The organism is Rhizobium sp. CBN3, from assembly GCF_030518245.1.
Classification (GTDB): domain Bacteria; phylum Pseudomonadota; class Alphaproteobacteria; order Rhizobiales; family Rhizobiaceae; genus Rhizobium; species Rhizobium aethiopicum_A.
The window spans coordinates 164,114-182,342 of sequence record NZ_JAULSE010000004.1; the positions used below are offsets into that span (position 1 = coordinate 164,114).

General features: G+C 61.2%; 13 protein-coding genes, 1 tRNA gene and 2 pseudogenes. 11 read left to right on the forward strand and 5 right to left on the reverse strand.

Features of this window, described 5'->3' with window-relative positions:
* Window position 1: 1 nt before the first annotated feature.
* The 3 genes from QWJ46_RS08525 to QWJ46_RS08535 form a co-directional block, all read right to left on the reverse strand.
* Window positions 2-256: a DUF2934 domain-containing protein gene (locus tag QWJ46_RS08525; protein ID WP_184454686.1), complete on the reverse strand. Its 255-nt coding sequence runs from the start codon at window positions 254-256 to the stop codon at window positions 2-4.
* 222 nt (window positions 257-478) lie between these two features.
* A complete protein-coding gene (locus QWJ46_RS08530; RefSeq protein ID WP_302750881.1) occupies window positions 479-1,891 on the reverse strand; it encodes an RtcB family protein in 1,413 nt (470 codons plus the stop codon).
* Window positions 1,892-2,662: 771 nt separating this feature from the next.
* Complete coding sequence (locus tag QWJ46_RS08535; RefSeq protein ID WP_302750662.1) at window positions 2,663-4,216, reverse strand: TROVE domain-containing protein; 1,554 nt, start codon at window positions 4,214-4,216, stop codon at window positions 2,663-2,665.
* Between the two features lie 211 nt (window positions 4,217-4,427).
* On the opposite strand from QWJ46_RS08535, the gene rtcR reads away from it, so the two are divergent.
* From rtcR to QWJ46_RS08550, 3 genes and pseudogenes are all read left to right on the forward strand, one after another.
* Window positions 4,428-6,035 carry an RNA repair transcriptional activator RtcR gene (gene rtcR / locus QWJ46_RS08540; RefSeq protein WP_184454848.1) on the forward strand — a complete coding sequence of 536 codons (1,608 nt, stop codon included), beginning with the start codon at window positions 4,428-4,430 and terminating at the stop codon, window positions 6,033-6,035.
* 85 nt (window positions 6,036-6,120) lie between these two features.
* Window positions 6,121-7,558: pseudogene (locus tag QWJ46_RS08545) on the forward strand (DUF6880 family protein).
* 91 nt (window positions 7,559-7,649) lie between these two features.
* A pseudogene (locus QWJ46_RS08550) lies at window positions 7,650-8,120 on the forward strand (thioredoxin).
* Window positions 8,121-8,169: 49 nt separating this feature from the next.
* Here the strand turns inward: QWJ46_RS08550 and QWJ46_RS08555 are convergent.
* Window positions 8,170-8,244 (reverse strand) — tRNA-Gly (locus QWJ46_RS08555).
* Window positions 8,245-8,498: 254 nt separating this feature from the next.
* Between QWJ46_RS08555 and QWJ46_RS08560 the strand changes: the two genes are divergently transcribed.
* From QWJ46_RS08560 to QWJ46_RS08575, 4 genes are all read left to right on the forward strand, one after another.
* On the forward strand, window positions 8,499-9,008 hold the full coding sequence (locus tag QWJ46_RS08560; protein ID WP_302750663.1) for a prolyl-tRNA synthetase associated domain-containing protein: 510 nt from the start codon (window positions 8,499-8,501) through the stop codon (window positions 9,006-9,008).
* A gap of 56 nt (window positions 9,009-9,064) precedes the next feature.
* Window positions 9,065-10,039, forward strand: a complete 975-nt coding sequence (gene trxA, locus QWJ46_RS08565; RefSeq protein WP_302750665.1) for a thioredoxin — start codon at window positions 9,065-9,067, stop codon at window positions 10,037-10,039.
* Between the two features lie 74 nt (window positions 10,040-10,113).
* On the forward strand, window positions 10,114-10,800 hold the full coding sequence (locus tag QWJ46_RS08570; RefSeq protein ID WP_302750666.1) for an LON peptidase substrate-binding domain-containing protein: 687 nt from the start codon (window positions 10,114-10,116) through the stop codon (window positions 10,798-10,800).
* 9 nt (window positions 10,801-10,809) lie between these two features.
* Entirely contained in the window at window positions 10,810-10,998 is a 189-nt protein-coding gene (locus tag QWJ46_RS08575) for a Trm112 family protein (protein WP_003567459.1), read from the forward strand.
* 15 nt (window positions 10,999-11,013) lie between these two features.
* Here the strand turns inward: QWJ46_RS08575 and QWJ46_RS08580 are convergent, their stop codons facing one another.
* A complete protein-coding gene (locus QWJ46_RS08580; protein ID WP_302750672.1) occupies window positions 11,014-12,228 on the reverse strand; it encodes a ubiquinone biosynthesis hydroxylase in 1,215 nt (404 codons plus the stop codon).
* Window positions 12,229-12,312: 84 nt separating this feature from the next.
* Here QWJ46_RS08580 and tesB point away from each other — a divergent pair, with 84 nt between their 5' ends.
* The 4 genes from tesB (at window position 12,313) to QWJ46_RS08600 (ending at window position 18,185) form a co-directional block, all read left to right on the forward strand.
* A complete protein-coding gene (gene tesB, locus QWJ46_RS08585; RefSeq protein WP_302750674.1) occupies window positions 12,313-13,197 on the forward strand; it encodes an acyl-CoA thioesterase II in 885 nt (294 codons plus the stop codon).
* A gap of 210 nt (window positions 13,198-13,407) precedes the next feature.
* Window positions 13,408-13,758, forward strand: coding sequence for a P-II family nitrogen regulator (locus QWJ46_RS08590; RefSeq protein WP_003543684.1), 351 nt, complete (start codon window positions 13,408-13,410; stop codon window positions 13,756-13,758).
* Between the two features lie 25 nt (window positions 13,759-13,783).
* Complete coding sequence (locus tag QWJ46_RS08595; protein WP_184454700.1) at window positions 13,784-15,217, forward strand: ammonium transporter; 1,434 nt, start codon at window positions 13,784-13,786, stop codon at window positions 15,215-15,217.
* A 283-nt stretch (window positions 15,218-15,500) separates the two neighbouring features.
* Window positions 15,501-18,185 (forward strand): DNA translocase FtsK, encoded by a 2,685-nt coding sequence (locus QWJ46_RS08600; protein ID WP_302750681.1) that lies wholly within the window; start codon window positions 15,501-15,503, stop codon window positions 18,183-18,185.
* Window positions 18,186-18,229: the final 44 nt, after the last annotated feature.

Sequence of the window (18,229 nt, forward strand, 5' to 3'; positions counted from 1 at the left end):
TTTAACGCGCCGCTTTCAGCTGCAGATCGTGCTCGACGGCGGGGGCCGCTCCGTCATAGACCCGCATCAGCCGCCCGGCCGCCTTCAGCTTCTCGATAAGGTCGTTTCCGTCGGGCGAGGCTTTCGTCAGTTCCAGCTGCTCGAATTCCTTGAGCGCCTGCATCCAATGGCTTTCCCCGCGGCCTTCCGGCCTGCCTTCCGATTCCCACAGCGAATAAGCGCGCTGGCTGACCCAGGCGTCCTTATTGTGACTCATAACAAAACCCCAGCCGAAAATTTGGACGCAAATATCGAGTGCCGACAAGGTGCCAGACCTGGCTTTAGGAGTGGTTACGAGGCAGCGTTATTTTTTAGATAATGCGAAGAGATGCGGATACTTAGGCCTTGATAAAGTAATATAAATCGGCGGCCGAATGGCATGCACCTACTGCTGCGGCCCTTGCCGATATGGCAAAGGCCGCAGCATTGCCGCAGGCAATCAACGGCGTTCCCGTTTACGACGCCAGGGTGCATCCTTCTGCCAGTCACCGGCCATGATGCTTCCATAGGGAATGACCTCGTCAACCACCTCGGCCAGACCGTAATGCTCGATCTGGGCACGCACATTGGCGGCAGACTTGTAGGCGCTCGGCAGTTCCGAGGCGTCGGCAAAGCCCGAGAAGAAGCGAACGTCCAGGCCCGCGGTCTCCTTTTCCAGGATCGCCGCCAGGTTGTTCGGGCTCAAGCCGCGGGCATCGGCGCCATATTCTTCCGCCAGGCGCCGCATATGGGCGCTGCGCGAAAAGTTACGGCCGGCGCCATGCGGCGAGAAGCCGAGGCCATGGGCGGCGTTGGAGCCGCGGACGATCAGGATCGGTTCCGCCATGTTGAGCGGAATGATCGTCAGATCGGTCGCATCCTCAGCCCATTTGTCGAAGGCGGGCGTCGCTCCCTTGCCGTGATAGAAGAGGCCGTCCGATTTCCGGAAAACGAAATTGTGCTCGTTCCAGAAACGATCGGCCACTTTTGCCGAGAGCGCCTCTGCTGCCATGTCATGCACGACATAGTGGTTTTCCCTCGTCCACTGCCTGATAGTCTGCAGAGCCGACCAGTAGAGCTCGCCCTCTTCGGTGTCGGCGGGGATCCAGGCATTGTCCCGCAGCGTTTCCGGCGAGATCTGCTCGCGGAAGCGGTTCGCCGTCTTCATGCCCTTGTCGTAGAGCCGGGCACCCGGCGCACGCGACCCGTGATGGGTGACGAGTGCGGTCTCACCGGTCGATTTCATCGTGCCGACATAGGCGAAGTGATTGCCGTCGCCCTGGGTGCCGAAATGTTCGATGCCGGCACTGAGCGCCCCGTCCCGCAGGAACGGGTTCTGCTGGAAGGCCGACAGCGTCGCTTCGGAAGGCTTGATCTGCGCGCCGCGCGGACGGCCCCCGGGACCGAAATGCGTCACCGCATGCACGGCGTCCAGAAGTGATTTCGGATCGACATCCGGGAAGATCGAGATCGCCATGGAGCAGCAGATATCCGCCGAGTGCATGCCCGGATGGATCGCCTCCGATGCCACGACGCCACCAACCGGAATGGTGCCGATCGGCCCGGCCGGGCAAGCATCGGGCATGATCGCTGCAGCCCGGATGACCGGCGTGCGTGCAAGCGCCCGCATCGTGGCGTTGACCTTCTCGACATTGTCCTGCTCGAAGGTGTTCTCGGCGCGGATATTGGAATAGATCTCGATATCGTTATTCGCCCTCAAGGCGAGCGTCGGCGCCGGCTGAAAGGCCCTTGCCGCTTCGAGCGCCTCTGCGGCCGAACCGCCTTGGCTCAAAACCCTGTTGGCCGCATCGAGGGCAGGGCGAAACCACTTGCCCTGGCTCATGCCTGCGTCGATCAGATCCTGTCCGCTCATTATCTCGGTCATCTTCTTTTCTGCGTCTGCAGTCCTTCTTCTTCGTTACGTTTGATGCTCGCCTGGGCGACGATTTTCCCGGAGACCTTACCGCACGCATTCCATCACCGATGGCGCGATGCGGCCCTGTAGTCCGACCGGGGGCATTCGCCCAAGTTTCTTGCATCCCGGTGACAACACGTTGGCGGGATGATTGCTGAGCTACACGTCCCTTGCGGGAGATGGGATAATTTGAACATCCGACCTCTCCGCCGGAGATCGGCGGAGTGCTCTTTCCTGTAGTCCTGCCGGCATTCACCAGGCATTACTTGCAGCGGCGACAAAGGTGGACGAAACCTGTGTGGCCCCCGCTCGTGCCAGAGTGCGCCGCCAAGGACAGGAGTCGAACCTGTCGGGCCGCCTCAGGGTGGAGGCTGTAGTTCCGTCCGGCATTCGCCGCTGCAGTTTCGGTCATGGCGACAAGTCTTGAGGAAACATCTTGCGCATCCTCCTCCCTTTCGGGATTTGGGCGACAAGGCGGGCCTTGAACCCGCGCCCTTTCGGGTTACCGATGTAGTTTCCCCGGCATTCGCCATGTGGTTTGTATGTCATTCGATTGGTCCGTGACGACGAGATATGGTGGAACACCCGCTCTATCCGCTGAGCTACGGGTCCTTATTTTTGGGGGGACCCGACGGGATTCGAACCCGCGACCTGGAGAGTGACAGTCTGTAGTTCCATCCGGCATTCGTCACGGTGCCTCGCGCCGTTCACTGGCGGCGCGAGGCAATTTCAAAGATCGGTCGCCTCGATTCTGCGAACCCATTCGCCCGGACCGGACTTGCCGGCCGCGAAGCTGGCAATGGCTCCGTAGACGGCATCCGAGAAGCCGCCGATGTTCAGCACGTCCTCGGCCCTGGCTGGCGTCTGGACGTAAGGCTGGATGTCGAGGCAGACCAGCTTTGCAGCCGGGTTCAGCCTCTTGATCCGCGCCCATTCGACCATCATCCCGGTCGCCTGGCCGTGCCCCTGCGCATCCATCCAGGACTGGTTGTCCGAGACGAAGACCACGAGGTCGACCGCCGCCTTCTCCTTTGCCAGCAGCCGCAGCGGCGCAGAGCAGTTCGTTCCGCCGCCGCCGACCGCCGCAAGCTTCGCCGCATTGGTCATCACGCTGTCACGCCCATTCAGGCGGACGTTTACGACGTCCTGTTCGAACGGGATGATACGCGCATGCCGGTTACGTCGAAGGAACGACGCAGCCATGAGTGCTGCGATATCGATGCAGCGGACGGCTGATGTCGCGCCCTTCCGGTAACCGGTAACGGGGGACGACATGGAGCCGGAAACATCCGGGCAGACCACGACATTGCCGCCGATGGTCGGCACGCTGGAGATTGCCACCTCCATCGCATCCTGCAGAGCATCCGCAACGACAGCCGGAACCGACCGGTTCGCCATATGCCACGCCACCATCAACTGGTAGGGGAAGACACGCGCCTTCCGCACCGCTTCCGGATCGGCGATCCGTGCAGCAAGCCGTTCGGCCATGCCATCCAGCTCGAACACCCCGTTTCGGGCAAAGGTGTTGAGGTTCTGGCGCACCATCTGCCACGAGCCCTTCAAGGCGATTTCCGACCACTGCTCCTTGCTCAAACCAAGCGAGGTCAACATCTGGAACGGCACGGGCGGCAGCGGCAAGCTGCTATCGCGCTTGAACGCTTCGAACGCCTTTGCCTCCGCCGGCAATGCGGCGATATCATACGGCTTGCCAATCGCCCAGGCGTAGAGCGCCTGACGTTTCGCATCCCGCGGCTTCGGATGCACCATCCGGATCACATCCGGCAGCGACGGATCATTGCCGACCATCGCCTGCAGGAACTGTTCCGTCGTCACCCGGTCGAACCAGGCCTGGACCATCTTCTTCGGCCGCGATCCGAGCGATTTCCGGCCGGTGACACCCGACCGCATGACCTGCACGAAGCCGCGCAACATCTTGCCGCTCTTTACCACACGCGGAAAAGCTCGCGCAAAGGCATCGCTTTCGAGGCCCGAAAGCATCGCCAGCAGCATGACCGGCATGTCCTTTATATGGCCCTTGTCCGCCGCGTAGACCGCGAGCTTTGCCAGGAATTCCGGCTCGACCTCCGCGCCAAGGCGCATCACGGCATCGAGCTGTTCCCCGGGATCCGCATAGAAGGTGTCGCTGAATGTTCCGGTGACGGCATATTGCGCCAGGGCCTCACGCGGCGAGAGAGCATAGGCTGCTGCGCCTTCGTGGTTGGTCGTCGTCGTGCCGGCGAGCAGCTTTCCAAAATAGGATTTGAAAATTGCCTTGTTCACCATGGCAGCACCTCTTTGATTTGGTTCTGCCTCATACAATTCAAGTGGCGTGCCAGTTTCTAAGAACTGCGGCAAGCCTCCGCAAATCCGTTCATAAATCTTTGATTTATAATAGTAAAAATTATCAGAGAATTTCTGCCCTGCAAAATTGCCAAGTTCGAGAAACCGGAATAGTCTATCTCATAATATATGTCTTTATAATTTTGGATAAATGATGAAGCGCCGTGTCGCCATCAGCATTCTTGGAACGACTCTCGACGTGGGCCGGCGTGAAGACCGATGGACGCGCTGGCGGCCGAATGTCGGCCTTTGCCAACAGACCGGTCTTTTCATCGATCGGCTGGAACTGATCCACGACAACCATTCCGACTGGCTGGCCAAGACTGTGATCAGGGATATCGAGACGATTTCGCCCGCGACGGAGGTTCGCCAGCGCATCATCAATCTGCGGGATCCCTGGGACTTTTCCGAAGTCTATACGAGCCTCAGGGATTTTGCCCGCGACTACAGTTTCGATCCCGAGGCCGAAGACTATCTCGTCAACATCACCACCGGCACTCACGTCGCCCAGATCTGCTGGTTCCTCCTGACCGAAGCGCGCATCATCCCCGGCAGGTTGCTGCAACTCTCTCCGCCGCGCGAGCGCGAGCCGGGACAGGATTTCGCGGGAACCCATCGCATCATCGATCTTGATCTCTCGCGCTATGACGAAATCGCCAAGCGCTTCGCATCCGAACAGGCTGATGCCGCCTCGTTTCTGAAATCCGGTATTTCGACGCGAAACCCCGCCTTCAACCGAATGATCGATGAGATCGAGCGCGTTGTCATCCGTTCTACCGCACCCGTCTTGCTGACCGGCCCGACCGGCGCGGGAAAATCCCAGCTTGCCAAGCGCATCTACGAACTCAAGAGGGTCGAGCGAAAGGTCAGCGGCCCCTTCGTCGAGGTCAACTGCGCAACGCTGCGTGGGGATCACGCCATGTCGGCGCTTTTCGGCCATGTCAAAGGCGCCTTCACCGGCGCCGCAGGCGAACGGCCCGGCCTGCTGAAGTCGGCGGACAAGGGCGTGCTCTTTCTCGATGAGATCGGGGAACTCGGCCTCGATGAACAGGCCATGTGCCTGCGGGCGATCGAGGAGAAGCGCTTCCTGCCGGTCGGCGCGGACCGCGAAGTTTCCGCCGACTTCCAGCTTCTGGCGGGCACCAATCGCGATCTCGGTGACGCCGTCCATCATGGTCAATTCCGCGAAGATCTCTTTGCCCGGCTCAATCTATGGACTTTCCAGCTGCCGGCGTTGCGCGAGCGCAAGGAGGATATCGAGCCCAATCTCGATTTCGAGCTTCGACGGTTCCTTGAACGTGAAGGGCAGAACGTGACGTTCAACAAAGAGGCGCGAAGCCGCTATCTCGCGTTTGCGACCGGCTCGGAGGCTGTCTGGAGCGCGAACTTCCGCGACTTGTCCGCCTCCGTCACGCGCATGGCAACGCTCGCGCCTCAAGGCCGAATCACCGTCGAGGTGGTCGACGATGAGATTCGACGCCTCAAGGCCGCCTGGCGCGGCTCGTCGGGACGCCAATCCTCCGACGACATCCTCCTCGACCTGCTCGGCGAGGACGCCACTGCCCGCCTCGATCGTTTCGACGCCGTTCAACTCGCCGCCGTTCTTCGCACCTGCCGCGAGCATGCCAGCGCCAGCGCGGCCGGCCGGGCACTGTTTGCAAACTCGCGCCTGGAAAAGAAGAGCAGCAACGACGCCGATCGCCTTGCCAAATATCTCGCGCGCTTTGACCTGAAATTCGAAGACGTACGGAAACCGCACTAGGATTATCCCAACGCCTTCCCGCTCGGCACCTTGGACGGATGTGAACGCTGAGATACTGTCGGGCTGGAAACGATAGCGACGGTCCATGGCAGCAAAGACGACTCTCAACGCAAAGAATCTGGAGGCCCTCGGTGCGCAGCGGCTCGCCGAATTGCTGATCGAAATCAGCACCGGCAGCGCCGCCCACAAACGACGGCTTCGAATGGAGCTTGCCGGTAACCACGGCGGGGCGGAAGTGGCTCGTGAGGTGCGGAAACGCCTCGCCAGCATCGCGCGAGCCCGCACCGTCATCGAATGGTATAAGGTGAAGACTGTTAACGCCGACCTCGAGACGCAGCGGTCCGCGATCGTCACCGTCGTGGCTGCCGACGATCCGAAGTAAGCGTTCGATCTCATCTGGCAATTCCTTGCTGTCGCCGACACGATATTCGCGCGATCCAACAGCGACGACAGAGCGTTCATCGAGACGTTCCATCAGGCATGCGCCGATGCCGGCGTCATCGCCAGCTCCGCTCATATCGGTATCGCCGTCCTTGCCGACAGGATCTTCACCGCGCTGCAGGATAACGACTACGGCCAATATGATCCGCTGATCGGCGAGATGGCTCCGGCGCTGGGCAAGGACGGCTTGGAACGTTTAAAGAGCCTCCTGGTGCAATGGTCGAACGAACCGGAGGAGAAGCCTGCCGATGCCGACCGGGAGATTTTCGGCTGGGGCGGCAACCGGCCGATCTACAAGGGCGAGATCTACGCCAACCATCGGCAACGGAGGGCACGCATCGCTCTGCAGGAAATTGCCGATGCCCAGAATGATGTCGATGCCTTCATTGCCCAGCAGCCGGAAGAGACATTAAGCGCGCCGATGGTCGCAGCCGAGATTGCCCACCGTTTGCTTTTAGCTGGACGCGCCGGGGAAGCATTGGAGATTTTGGACGCCGCCGATCACAGGGGGTGGTTCGAACTGCCTTTTGAATGGCAGTATGCCCGCGTCGAAGCACTCAATGCCCTGGGACGGGGGGGAGGAAGGGCAGGCTTATCAATGGCAATGCTTCGAGCAGTCGCTGAATGGCGATCACCTTCGCGCTTTCCTGCGAACGCTCGCCGACTTCGACGATATCGAGGCCGAGGAGAAGGCATTCGCCTTTGCGCACCGCTTTCCGGAGGTTCATCGAGCCCTTGCCTTTTTCCTCACCTGGCCCGCGCCTGCCGAGGCAGCAAAACTGATATCTACGCGCCAGGCCGAACTGGACGGCGACCTCTACGAGCTGATGACGCCGGCCGCCGAGATGCTGCAGGAGAAATACCCGCTCGCAGCAACCGTGGTGCTGCGGTCGATGATCGGCTTCGCCCTCGATGAAGGCCGTTCCAGCCGCTACAAGCACGCCACGCGCCATCTTGCGGAATGCGCGTCGCTCGCGCCTCATATCGACGATTTCGGCAGCGCCCGACCTCATGACACCTACGTCGCGGAATTGAAGCGTCAACATGGAAAGAAGCATGGTTTCTGGAGTTTGATCCGTTAAATTGCATACCCGATTCACGAAAGGAAAGGACATCGTCATGACCGATACTTCGTGGCACGCAGATCCCCTGAGCTAGGGCAATGGCCCATGGATCTTCGAAGCCTTCCTCGAACCGACGGACCCTTATTCGGCCAAGGCATTCAATAAGCTGGACACTCTTCTCGATCAGGCCGGCGAAAACAGATCACGGTGAAGATCCGCCTGCAGTCGCAGCCTTGGCATATGTATTCCGGCGTGATCGTCCGCTGCATTATCGCAGCCTCGACCCTGGAAGCGGCAAGGAGAGGCGAAGAAGGTGATCGCCGCCGTCGCCGCGCATCGGGAGCAATTCGAATTCGATCGTCACGCCGGTGGCCCGAACATGGACGTCACGCCAAATCAGATCATTGAGCGTCTGGAGAGCTATAGCGGCGTGAAGCTGAAGGACGCCTTCGCAATCCCGGATCTCGACCGAGAGATCAAATGGCAGTGCAGATATGCCCGGCAAAACGGCGTCCATGTCTCGCCGACAAGCAGCGGCGATGAGGTCGATACCTGGGTGAAGAAGGTACTGAGCCAGTGACGCCGGCTATGGCGTCGGAAAACCATAAGCGCTGTTATTTCGGTGAAACTGGAGCGGGCGAAGGGATTCGAACCCTCGACCCCAACCTTGGCAAGGTTGTGCTCTACCCCTGAGCTACACCCGCTCAATCCGCATCGGTCCGGGGTAGTCGGTGGACCGTGGGCGCCGCCTCGTGGCGACGGGCGCTATATGGCCTAACGGATTTTCAAATGCAACAGGGAAATGACGGAGAAGCGAAGAAAAATTGCGATGTTCGCAGAAGCGGCGCGGAAAGGCGCAAAACTGGGGGCAGAGCGTCGGTTGCGAAGATTGCCAAACATTGTGGACGGACTTAATCAGGACGCCTCGATTTTCCCTCACACGCCGATGGATCGCCCAATGCCCGAAAATGCCCCCAAGACAAGAGAAGAATTGTTCGCCTTTCTCGACGGACTCGGGATCGCTTATAAGACGGTCGATCACGCGCCGGTCTTTACCGTGGCCGAATCGGTTGCGCTGCGCGATGAAATCCCCGGCGGCCACACCAAGAATCTGTTCATCAAGGACAAGAAGGACCGGTATTTTCTGCTGACGGTGGAGGAGAATGCCGAGGTCGACCTCAAGCAGGTTCACACCATCATCGGCGGGTCCGGCCGGGTCTCCTTCGGCAGGGCGGAGAAGTTGATGGAATATCTGGGTGTCATTCCGGGGGCGGTCACCGCCTTCGGCGCGATCAACGATACCGAATCAAAGGTCACCTTCGTGCTCGATGCCGATCTGATGGAAGAGAAGATCGTCAACTGCCATCCGCTCTCCAACGATGCGACGACATCGATTGCGAGCGGCGACCTCATCCGTTTCATGGAAGCGACCGGACATAAGCCGCTTGTCTTGAAAGTGACGTCCTGACATACGATTTTAGCGCTACAATGACGCCGGCAGGATCGGCGCGGCGGGAGATACCAATGAGCGGCAGCAACAACCCCTATAACGGTTCCTTCGGAAATCAGATGTCCGCAACGGCAAGCTTCGGCGCTCAGCCGGAAGCGGCGGCTGCGGCCGGCAGCTACATCAGCGACACGACGACTGCGAATTTCGGCAAGGACGTCATCGAGGCGTCGCGCAAACAGCCGGTGCTGGTCGATTTCTGGGCGCCCTGGTGCGGTCCCTGCAAGCAGCTGACGCCGGTGCTGGAGAAAGTGGTCAATGAGGCCAAGGGCCGCGTTCGTCTGGTCAAGATGAACATCGACGACCATCCCTCGATTGCCGGCCAACTCGGCATTCAGTCGATTCCTGCCGTCATTGCCTTCGTCAATGGCCGTCCGGCAGACGGCTTCATGGGTGCGGTGCCGGAAAGTCAGATCACTCAGTTCATCGACCGTATCGCCGGGCCTGCCGGTGCCGATGAGGCGGCCGAAATCGAAGCCGTGCTGACGGAGGCGGCGGAGCTGCTCGCTGCCGGCAACATCAACGAGGCGGCGCAGCTTTACGGCGCCGTCATGCAGGCCGATCCCGAGAATGCCAAGGCGCTTGCCGGAATGGCCGAATGCATGATCGCTGCAAACCAGCATCAGCGGGCGCGCGAAACGCTGACTGATCTGCCCGAGGAGCTGGCGAAGGACGCCGGCATCCAGGCGGTGCTGAAGAAGCTCGACCAGATCGAGGAGGCGCGCAAGCTTGGCGATCCCGTTGCGCTCGAGCGGGAACTTGCGACCAATCCCGACAACCACGAGGCGCGGCTGAAGCTCGCCAAGATCCTCAATGTCGAAGGCCGGCGCGAGGAAGCCGCCGAACATCTGCTTCTCATCATGCGCAAGGATCGCGCCTTCGACGATGACGGCGCCCGCCGGCAACTGCTGCAGTTCTTCGAGGTCTGGGGTTTCAAGGATCCGGCGACGGTTGCCGCGCGGCGCAAGCTTTCGGCGATGCTGTTCTCTTAAGATGAATATTCGCCCTTGCGTTTTTGGGCAGGGGCACCACATTCTCGTCAGGACGGGCATGCCCGTCTACCAGAATGCGGGACGGTTTCATGCAAGTCGGTAATGCCAGATACCTGAAGCCGGGCGATCTGCCTGATGCGATCGCCGTCTTCCCCCTGACCGGGGCCCTCCTCCTGCCCGCCGGGCAGCTTCCCCTCAACATCTTCGAGCCGCGTTATCTGGCGATGCTGGATGCAGCCCTTGCCGGAAACCGGCTGATCGGCATGGTCCAGCCGGCACTCGGCGAACATGAGGACAAGGGCGGCGAGCACAATCTTGCCGCCGTCGGCTGCCTCGGTCGCATCACCTCCTTTGCCGAGACCGGCGACGGGCGCTATATCGTGTCGCTGACCGGCGTCTGCCGCTTCCGGCTCCTGGAGGAGAAGGTGACCAGCGATCCCTTCCGCACCTTCCGCATCGCACCCTTCATTGCCGATCTCTCGGCTGAGAACGAGGAGGAGGCGGTCGACCGCATGTCGCTGCTGACCGCCTTCAAGGCCTATCTCGATGCCAATAAGCTGGAGGCCGACTGGGAGAGCGTCGAGCGGGCCAGCAACCTGACGCTCGTCAATTCACTTGCCATGATGTCGCCGTTCGGGCCGGCTGAAAAACAGGCGCTCCTGGAGGCGCCGGACCTGAAGACGCGGGCCGAGACGCTGATCGCCATTACCGAAATCGTGCTGGCGCGGGTCTTCGGTGACTCCGATACGGTTCTGCAGTAAACTGCGGTCATGGACGAAAAACTGAGCCGCGTCGATCCGAAACTGCTGGAACTCCTGGTCTGTCCGCTCTCCAAGGGCCGGCTTTCCTATGATCGCGAACATAATGAGCTCGTCTCGGAAAAGGCGCAGCTTGCCTATCCGATCCGCGACGGCATTCCGATCATGCTGGTGTCCGAGGCCCGCCGCCTCGACGAATAGCCTCTCCGAATTCGGCTAAATCGTCTGGCCGGCCAGCAGCCGCGGATTATCCTTTGCCGCTGTTCCGGCCGCCTGGCTGATGAAGAAGGATTTGAGGCGCGGCAGCCGGTCGACGATGCCGAGACCGACATCGCGGGCGATCCGGATCGGCATTGCGTCGTTGGAGAAGAGCCGGTTCAGCACGTCGGTCGTCACGCCCATGCGGAAGGTGTCGAAGCGCCGCCAAGTCTGGTAGCGCTCGAGGATGTTGATCGAGCCGATATCGAGACCGAGGCGGTCGGCCTCGACGATCGTTTCGGCGAGCGCCGCCACGTCCTTGAAGCCGAGATTGAGGCCCTGTCCCGAGATTGGATGGATGCCGTGCGCGGCGTCGCCGGCCAGCGCCAGACGCGGCGCGACGAAGGCGCGGGCAAGCGTCAGGCCGAGCGAAAAGGCGCGTTTGTCGCCGATGACCTTGAGCGCCCCGAGCTTGTGGCCGAAGCGGCGTTCCAGTTCCTCCTCGAAGATCAGATCGTCGGCGGCAACCAGCCTGTCGGCATCATGCGTGCGTTCCGTCCAGACGAGCGAGGAGCGGTTGTTCCGGAGCGGCAGGATGGCGAAGGGGCCGGCCGGCAGAAAATGCTCTTCGGCACAGCCGTCATGCGGCCGCTCATGTTCGACGGTCGCGACAATGCCGGACTGGCCGTAGTCCCAGGTGACGGTCCTGATGCCGGCGAGATCGCGCAGCCTCGAGCGCACGCCGTCGCAGGCAACCACCAGGCGGGATTCCAGCGTGCTGCCATCCGACAGCGTGACGCCGGCATGGCTGTCGTGGGTTTTGAGTTCGGTCGCGCTCAGTCCGTGGCGGATGTCGATACCGAGCCGTTCGCAGGCGCCGCGAAGTGCTCCGACCATCGCGACATTCGGAATCATGTGAGCGAAAGGCCGGCCTTCCGCCACTTCGCCATCGAAGGTGAGGAAAACCGGACGGACCGGATCGGATGCCCGGGAATCGGTCACGATCATCTTGGTGATTGGCTGAGCTTCCGGCTCGATCTCGGTCCAGATGCCAAAGATTTCAAGCATCTTTGCCGCCGCCGCGATGACGGCGGAAGCGCGCGTATCGTTTTTCCAGGCATGCTCGGGCGCGGCCTCGACGACCGTGACGTTCAGATGGGGCGCTGCCTGCTTGACCGCGACGGCCACGGAAAGGCCGACATAACCCCCGCCCACAACCAGCATATCCAGCATCACGCCGCTCCCGTACCTTGTGCCTCAGATGTGATCTATATAGATCATCGCAACTTCACTTCCTACCGCTGGGAGGCATACAAAATGACGCGCGAGACGACCGAACCTTCGGCGATGGAGAGGCTGCTTGCGACGCTCGATCTGGAGCCGATCGAGGTCGATATTTTCCGCGGCCGCAGTCCGCAGGCCGGCTGGCAGCGGGTCTTCGGCGGCCAGGTCATCGGCCAGGCGCTGATGGCGGCGCAGCGCACCATCGGGGCCGAGCGCTTCGTGCATTCGCTGCACGCTTATTTCATGCGCCCCGGCGATCCCTCGGTGCCGATCATCTACCAGGTGGAGCGCATCCGCGACGGATCGAGCTTCAACACCCGGCGCGTCGTCGCGATCCAGCACGGCAAGGCGATCTTCGCGCTGTCGGCTTCTTTCCAGGTGGAGGAAGCGGGCTTCGACCACCAGATCGCCATGCCCGACGTGGCAATGCCCGAAGAGTTGCTCGGCGAACAGCAGATCAAGGAGCAATATCTCGCGCACGCGCCGGAAGCGATCCGGAAGTACTGGGAGCGCGAGCGGCCGATCGAGATCCGCCCCGTCTCGCTGACCCATTATTTTTCCGACAGGAAGCTCGACCCGCGGCAGGACGTCTGGGTGCGCGCCACCGGGCCGGTTCCCGATGACCGGCTCTATCAGGCGGCGGTGCTTGCCTATCTCTCAGACATGACGCTGCTCGATACGTCGCTTTATGCCCACGGAACGTCCATCTTCGACCAGAGCCTGCAGGTGGCAAGTCTCGATCACTCCATGTGGTTTCACCGGCCGTGCAAGCTCGACGACTGGCTGCTCTATACGCAGGACAGCCCCTCGGCTTCGGGCGCCAGGGGATTGACTCGCGGGAGCCTGTTCACGCGAACGGGTGTGTTGATCGCATCCGTCGCGCAAGAAGGATTGATTCGGAAAAAGGCAAATGAATAAATAACAGGCATATTTGCAAATTTGCGCATTATTTGTGCGCTTATTGGTCGGTCAATTGCCTGTTTATTGGCACTCCCAATTATAACATTTATTTTTCAATAAGTTAACTTCGGCTTCGAATCTGGCACGTCCTTTGAATGTATATCGCCGGTCGCTGTTCGGGAACGTCAGCGGCAAGGAGAGTCGGCTCCGCGCCGAGGATAACGAAGGATGGGAAACCAGATGAAAATTGTGATGGCTATTATCAAGCCGTTCAAACTCGATGAGGTCCGCGAAGCCCTTACGGCGATCGGCATTCAGGGCCTGACCGTAACCGAAGTGAAGGGCTACGGGCGCCAGAAGGGACATACCGAAATTTATCGCGGCACCGAATATGCCGTCAGCTTCCTGCCGAAGCTCAAGATCGAAATCGCCGTCGCATCGGAACTCGTCGACAGGGCGGTCGAAGCCATCGCGGCGTCGGCCAAGACCGGCCAGATCGGTGACGGCAAGATTTTCGTCTATTCGATCGATCATGCCGTGCGTATCCGTACGGGCGAAACCGATTCAGAAGCGCTGTAAGCGGCGGTCCAAGGAGCTTTTTTCAATGTCGACTTCGAAGTTTTCTTCCCCCTTTGCGCTGATCGGCGTAGCAACGGCTGCGCTTCTGGCGCCGGTTGTCGCTTTCGCTCAGGAGGCTGCGCCGGCCGCCGCCACCACCGCTGCTGCCGCTCCTGCCTTCACCATGGATAAGGGGGACAATGCCTGGATGCTTATCTCCTCGGCACTCGTCCTGCTGATGACCATCCCCGGCCTTGCGCTGTTCTACGGCGGCCTCGTGCGCGCCAAGAACATGCTCTCCGTGCTGATGCAGGTGTTCATGATCACCGCCGTCGTGGCGCTGCTCTGGGTCACCTACGGCTATTCGCTCGCCTTCACCGACGGCGGCTCGCTGAACAGCTTCGTCGGCGGCTTCTCCAAGGCGTTCCTTGCCGGCGTCAACACATCGTCGCTCGCCGAAACCTTCTCGAAGGGCGTCGCCATTCCGGAATACACCTTCATCGTCTTCCAGATGACCTTCGCCTGCATCACGCCCGGCCTGATCGTCGGCGCCTTCGCCGAACGCGTCAAGTTCTCGGCCGTCATGCTCTTTGTCGTGCTGTGGGTCACCTTCATCTACTTCCCGATGGCGCACATGGTCTGGTTCTGGGGTGGTCCGAGCTCTTACACCTCGCCGGCCGGTCTGATCTTCTCCTATGGCGCAATCGACTTCGCCGGCGGCACGGTCGTTCACATCAATGCCGGTATTGCTGGTCTCGTCGGTGCGATCATGCTCGGCAAGCGCACGGGCTATAAGAAGGAAATCATGGCTCCGCATTCGATGACGCTGACCATGGTCGGCGCCTCGCTGCTGTGGGTCGGCTGGTTCGGCTTCAATGCCGGCTCCAACCTCGAAGCCAATGGCTATGCCTCGCTTGCCTTCATCAACACGTTCGTCGCGACGGCAGCTGCCGCCGTCTCCTGGTGCATTGTCGAAAGCCTCGCCCGCGGCAAGGCCTCGATGCTTGGCGGTGCTTCCGGTGCGGTTGCCGGTCTGGTCGCCATCACCCCGGCTGCAGGTTTTGCCGGCCCGATGGGCTCGATCGTTCTCGGTCTGATCGTCTCGCCGGTTTGCTACTTCTTCGTCGATGTCGTGAAGAACAAGTTCAACTACGACGACAGCCTCGACGTCTTCGGCGTCCACTGCGTCGGCGGCATCCTCGGCGCCCTCGGCACCGGTATCCTCGTCAACCCGGCGCTCGGCGGTGCAGGCATCGTCGATTATTCGACGGCCGATTTCGCTGCCTCCTATGCCGGCACGGCAACCCAGGTGCTGGCCCAGGCCAAGGGCGTGCTGACGACGCTGCTGTGGTCGGGCATCGGCTCGGCGATCCTCTACAAGATCGTGGACGTCGTCATCGGCCTGCGCGTCAGCGTCGAAGCTGAGCGCGAAGGTCTCGACCTTTCGACCCACGGCGAAGCTGCCTACCACTCTTCCTGATCACAGGGGATTGCGGCGCCCGGCAGAAGGGCGCCGCTTCACGGCCCGTCGCGGCCTATCTCGAGCTTGTCCGGGCTAGACCCGGAAATGCTCTAACCATAGACCGCATTTGGCCCGGACCTTTCAAGGTTCGGGCCTTTTTCATTTCCATGTCGGGAATGCATGTCCAGGCACGCATGGTTAACATCGCTTTAACCCGGCTCTGATTAGGTAGAGCGGACGCATTTGGCATGGCGAAGCTTCGGTGATTCGCATGCCCTCAGGCATTGGACGGGTTAGACACATGGCAAGAAGCACGTCGCCGGCAATGGATGGCCGTCCGGATCGGTTCTCCTTCTCGGCATTCATGCTGCGGCAGATCCAGGCACTCATCGGCTTTGCGATCTTTCTGCTGCTGGCTTTCTGCGTTGCGGCGCTGGCGACGTGGAACGTTGCCGATCCGAGCTATTCCTACGCCACCGCCAACCTGCCGACGAATATTCTCGGCTACAGCGGTGCTGCCTTTGCCGATATCGTCATGCAGTTCCTGGGGCTTGCCAGCGTCGTGGCGATGCTGCCGATCGTCGCCTGGGCGCTGACGATGATCTCCGGCCGTCGCTTCGACCGCATCCCCGCCCGCCTCGGCGCCTGGCTTGTCGGCTCGGTGCTTTCCTCCGCCGTTATCGGCTGTTTTCCGCCGCCGCTCACCTGGCCGATCCCGAACGGTATCGGCGGCGTCATCGGCGATATGATCCTGCGCTTTCCCGCACTCTTCGTCGGCGCTTATCCCACCGGCACCTTCGCCATGGTCGTCGGCTGCATCTTTGCCGTGCCGACCGCCTGGATGATGCTCTTCGCATCAGGCCTTGTCGGCCGCAGCGAGGCCGATGACGAAATCGAGGACGATTACGTCGAGACAACAAGCAAGGCGCGGGTGGTCGGAGAAGAGGATGAGGAAGAGGACGAATCGCGCTGGGTTGCGTTCAGCGGCGCCATGACGCATGCCTGGTTCATGAGCCAGGGCCGGTTGCGCCGGCTGTTCGGCATGGGACCGCGCAAGCGGCGCCAGGGCGATTTCGAATCGCCCTATGATTTCAACGACGATGAATTCGGCACGCTGAACGAACCGGTCCGCGCCAAAGCGCCGGTCGTCCGCGGCGAGCGCCTGGAACCATCGATGGAGCCATCAGTGGGGGCAAGGGCGGCTTCGCCCCGCCGCGTCGTCGCCGCGCCGTCGCTTTCCATCGACGATGAGGATGAGGACGACGGTCCGCCCTTCGATACCGACATGCCGCCGCGTCCGGCCGACATTTTGCCCGACGACGATGACGACGACTGGATGATCCGTGCGCCGGCAAAAGCCGCCGCCAAACCGGAACCTCGCGTCGTCCCGGCGATCACGCGTCCGAAGCCCGGCGCCCGTGTCGAGCGGGAAGCGCAGGGCTCGTTCATTCGTCCCGAAGGTTTCCAGCTTCCGTCGATGCATTTGCTCGCCGAGCCCAGGAACGTGGTGCGCGATTCGACACTGTCGGCCGATGCGCTGGAGCAGAATGCCCGCATGCTCGAGGGTGTGCTGGAGGATTTCGGCGTCAAGGGCGAAATCATTCACGTCCGTCCAGGTCCCGTCGTCACGCTGTACGAACTGGAGCCGGCGCCCGGCATCAAATCGTCACGCGTCATCGGTCTTGCCGACGATATCGCCCGTTCGATGAGCGCCATTGCCGCCCGCGTCGCCGTCGTGCCGGGCCGCAATGCGATCGGTATCGAATTGCCGAACCAGACGCGCGAGACCGTCTATCTCCGCGAATTGATCGCGTCGCGGGATTTCGACGGCAGCAAGGCCAAGCTCGCTATGGCGCTCGGCAAGACGATCGGCGGCGAAGCCGTCATCGCCGACCTCGCCAAGATGCCGCACCTGCTCGTTGCCGGCACCACCGGTTCGGGCAAATCGGTCGCCATCAACACGATGATCCTGTCGCTGCTCTACCGCATGACGCCGGAACAGTGCCGGCTGATCATGATCGACCCGAAGATGCTCGAGCTCTCCGTCTATGACGGCATTCCGCATCTGCTTTCGCCTGTCGTCACCGATCCGAAGAAGGCCGTCGTTGCGCTCAAATGGACAGTGCGCGAGATGGAAGAGCGCTACAAGAAGATGTCGAAGATCGGCGTGCGCAACATCGACGGCTTCAACACGCGCGTCGAACAGGCGCTCTCGAAGGGTGAGGTGATCTCGCGCACGGTGCAGACCGGCTTCGATCGCCATACCGGCGAAGCCATGTACGAGACCGAAGAATTCGACCTCAAGCCGATGCCCTATATCGTCGTCATCATCGACGAGATGGCCGATTTGATGATGGTCGCCGGCAAGGACATCGAAGGCGCGGTGCAACGCCTGGCGCAGATGGCGCGTGCGGCCGGCATCCACGTGATCATGGCGACCCAGCGTCCGTCGGTCGACGTCATCACCGGCACGATCAAGGCGAACTTCCCGACCCGCATTTCGTTCCAGGTCACCTCGAAGATCGACAGCCGCACCATTCTCGGCGAACAGGGCGCCGAACAGCTGCTCGGCATGGGCGACATGCTCTACATGGCGGGCGGCGGGCGCATTCAGCGCGTCCACGGCCCGTTCGTTTCGGATGTCGAGGTGGAAGAGATCGTCTCCTACCTGAAGACGCAGGGCTCGCCGCAATATCTCGATGCGATCACCGCCGATGACGACGAGGACGGCGATTATGGCGGCGGCGGTCCGGCCGGCACGTCGAACCTTTCGGATTCGGAAGATCCCTATGATCAGGCCGTCGCCATCGTGCTGCGCGACGGCAAGGCTTCGACTTCTTACGTCCAACGGCGGCTTGGTATCGGCTATAATAGAGCCGCCTCGCTGATCGAGCGCATGGAGAAGGAAGGCATCATCGGGCCGGCCAACCATGCCGGCAAACGAGAAATCCTCGTTCCGACCGAGGGCGATATCCTCGACCGCTGAGACAAGCGCCATATATTTCTGATGTGGCCGCTTTGGCGGAAACG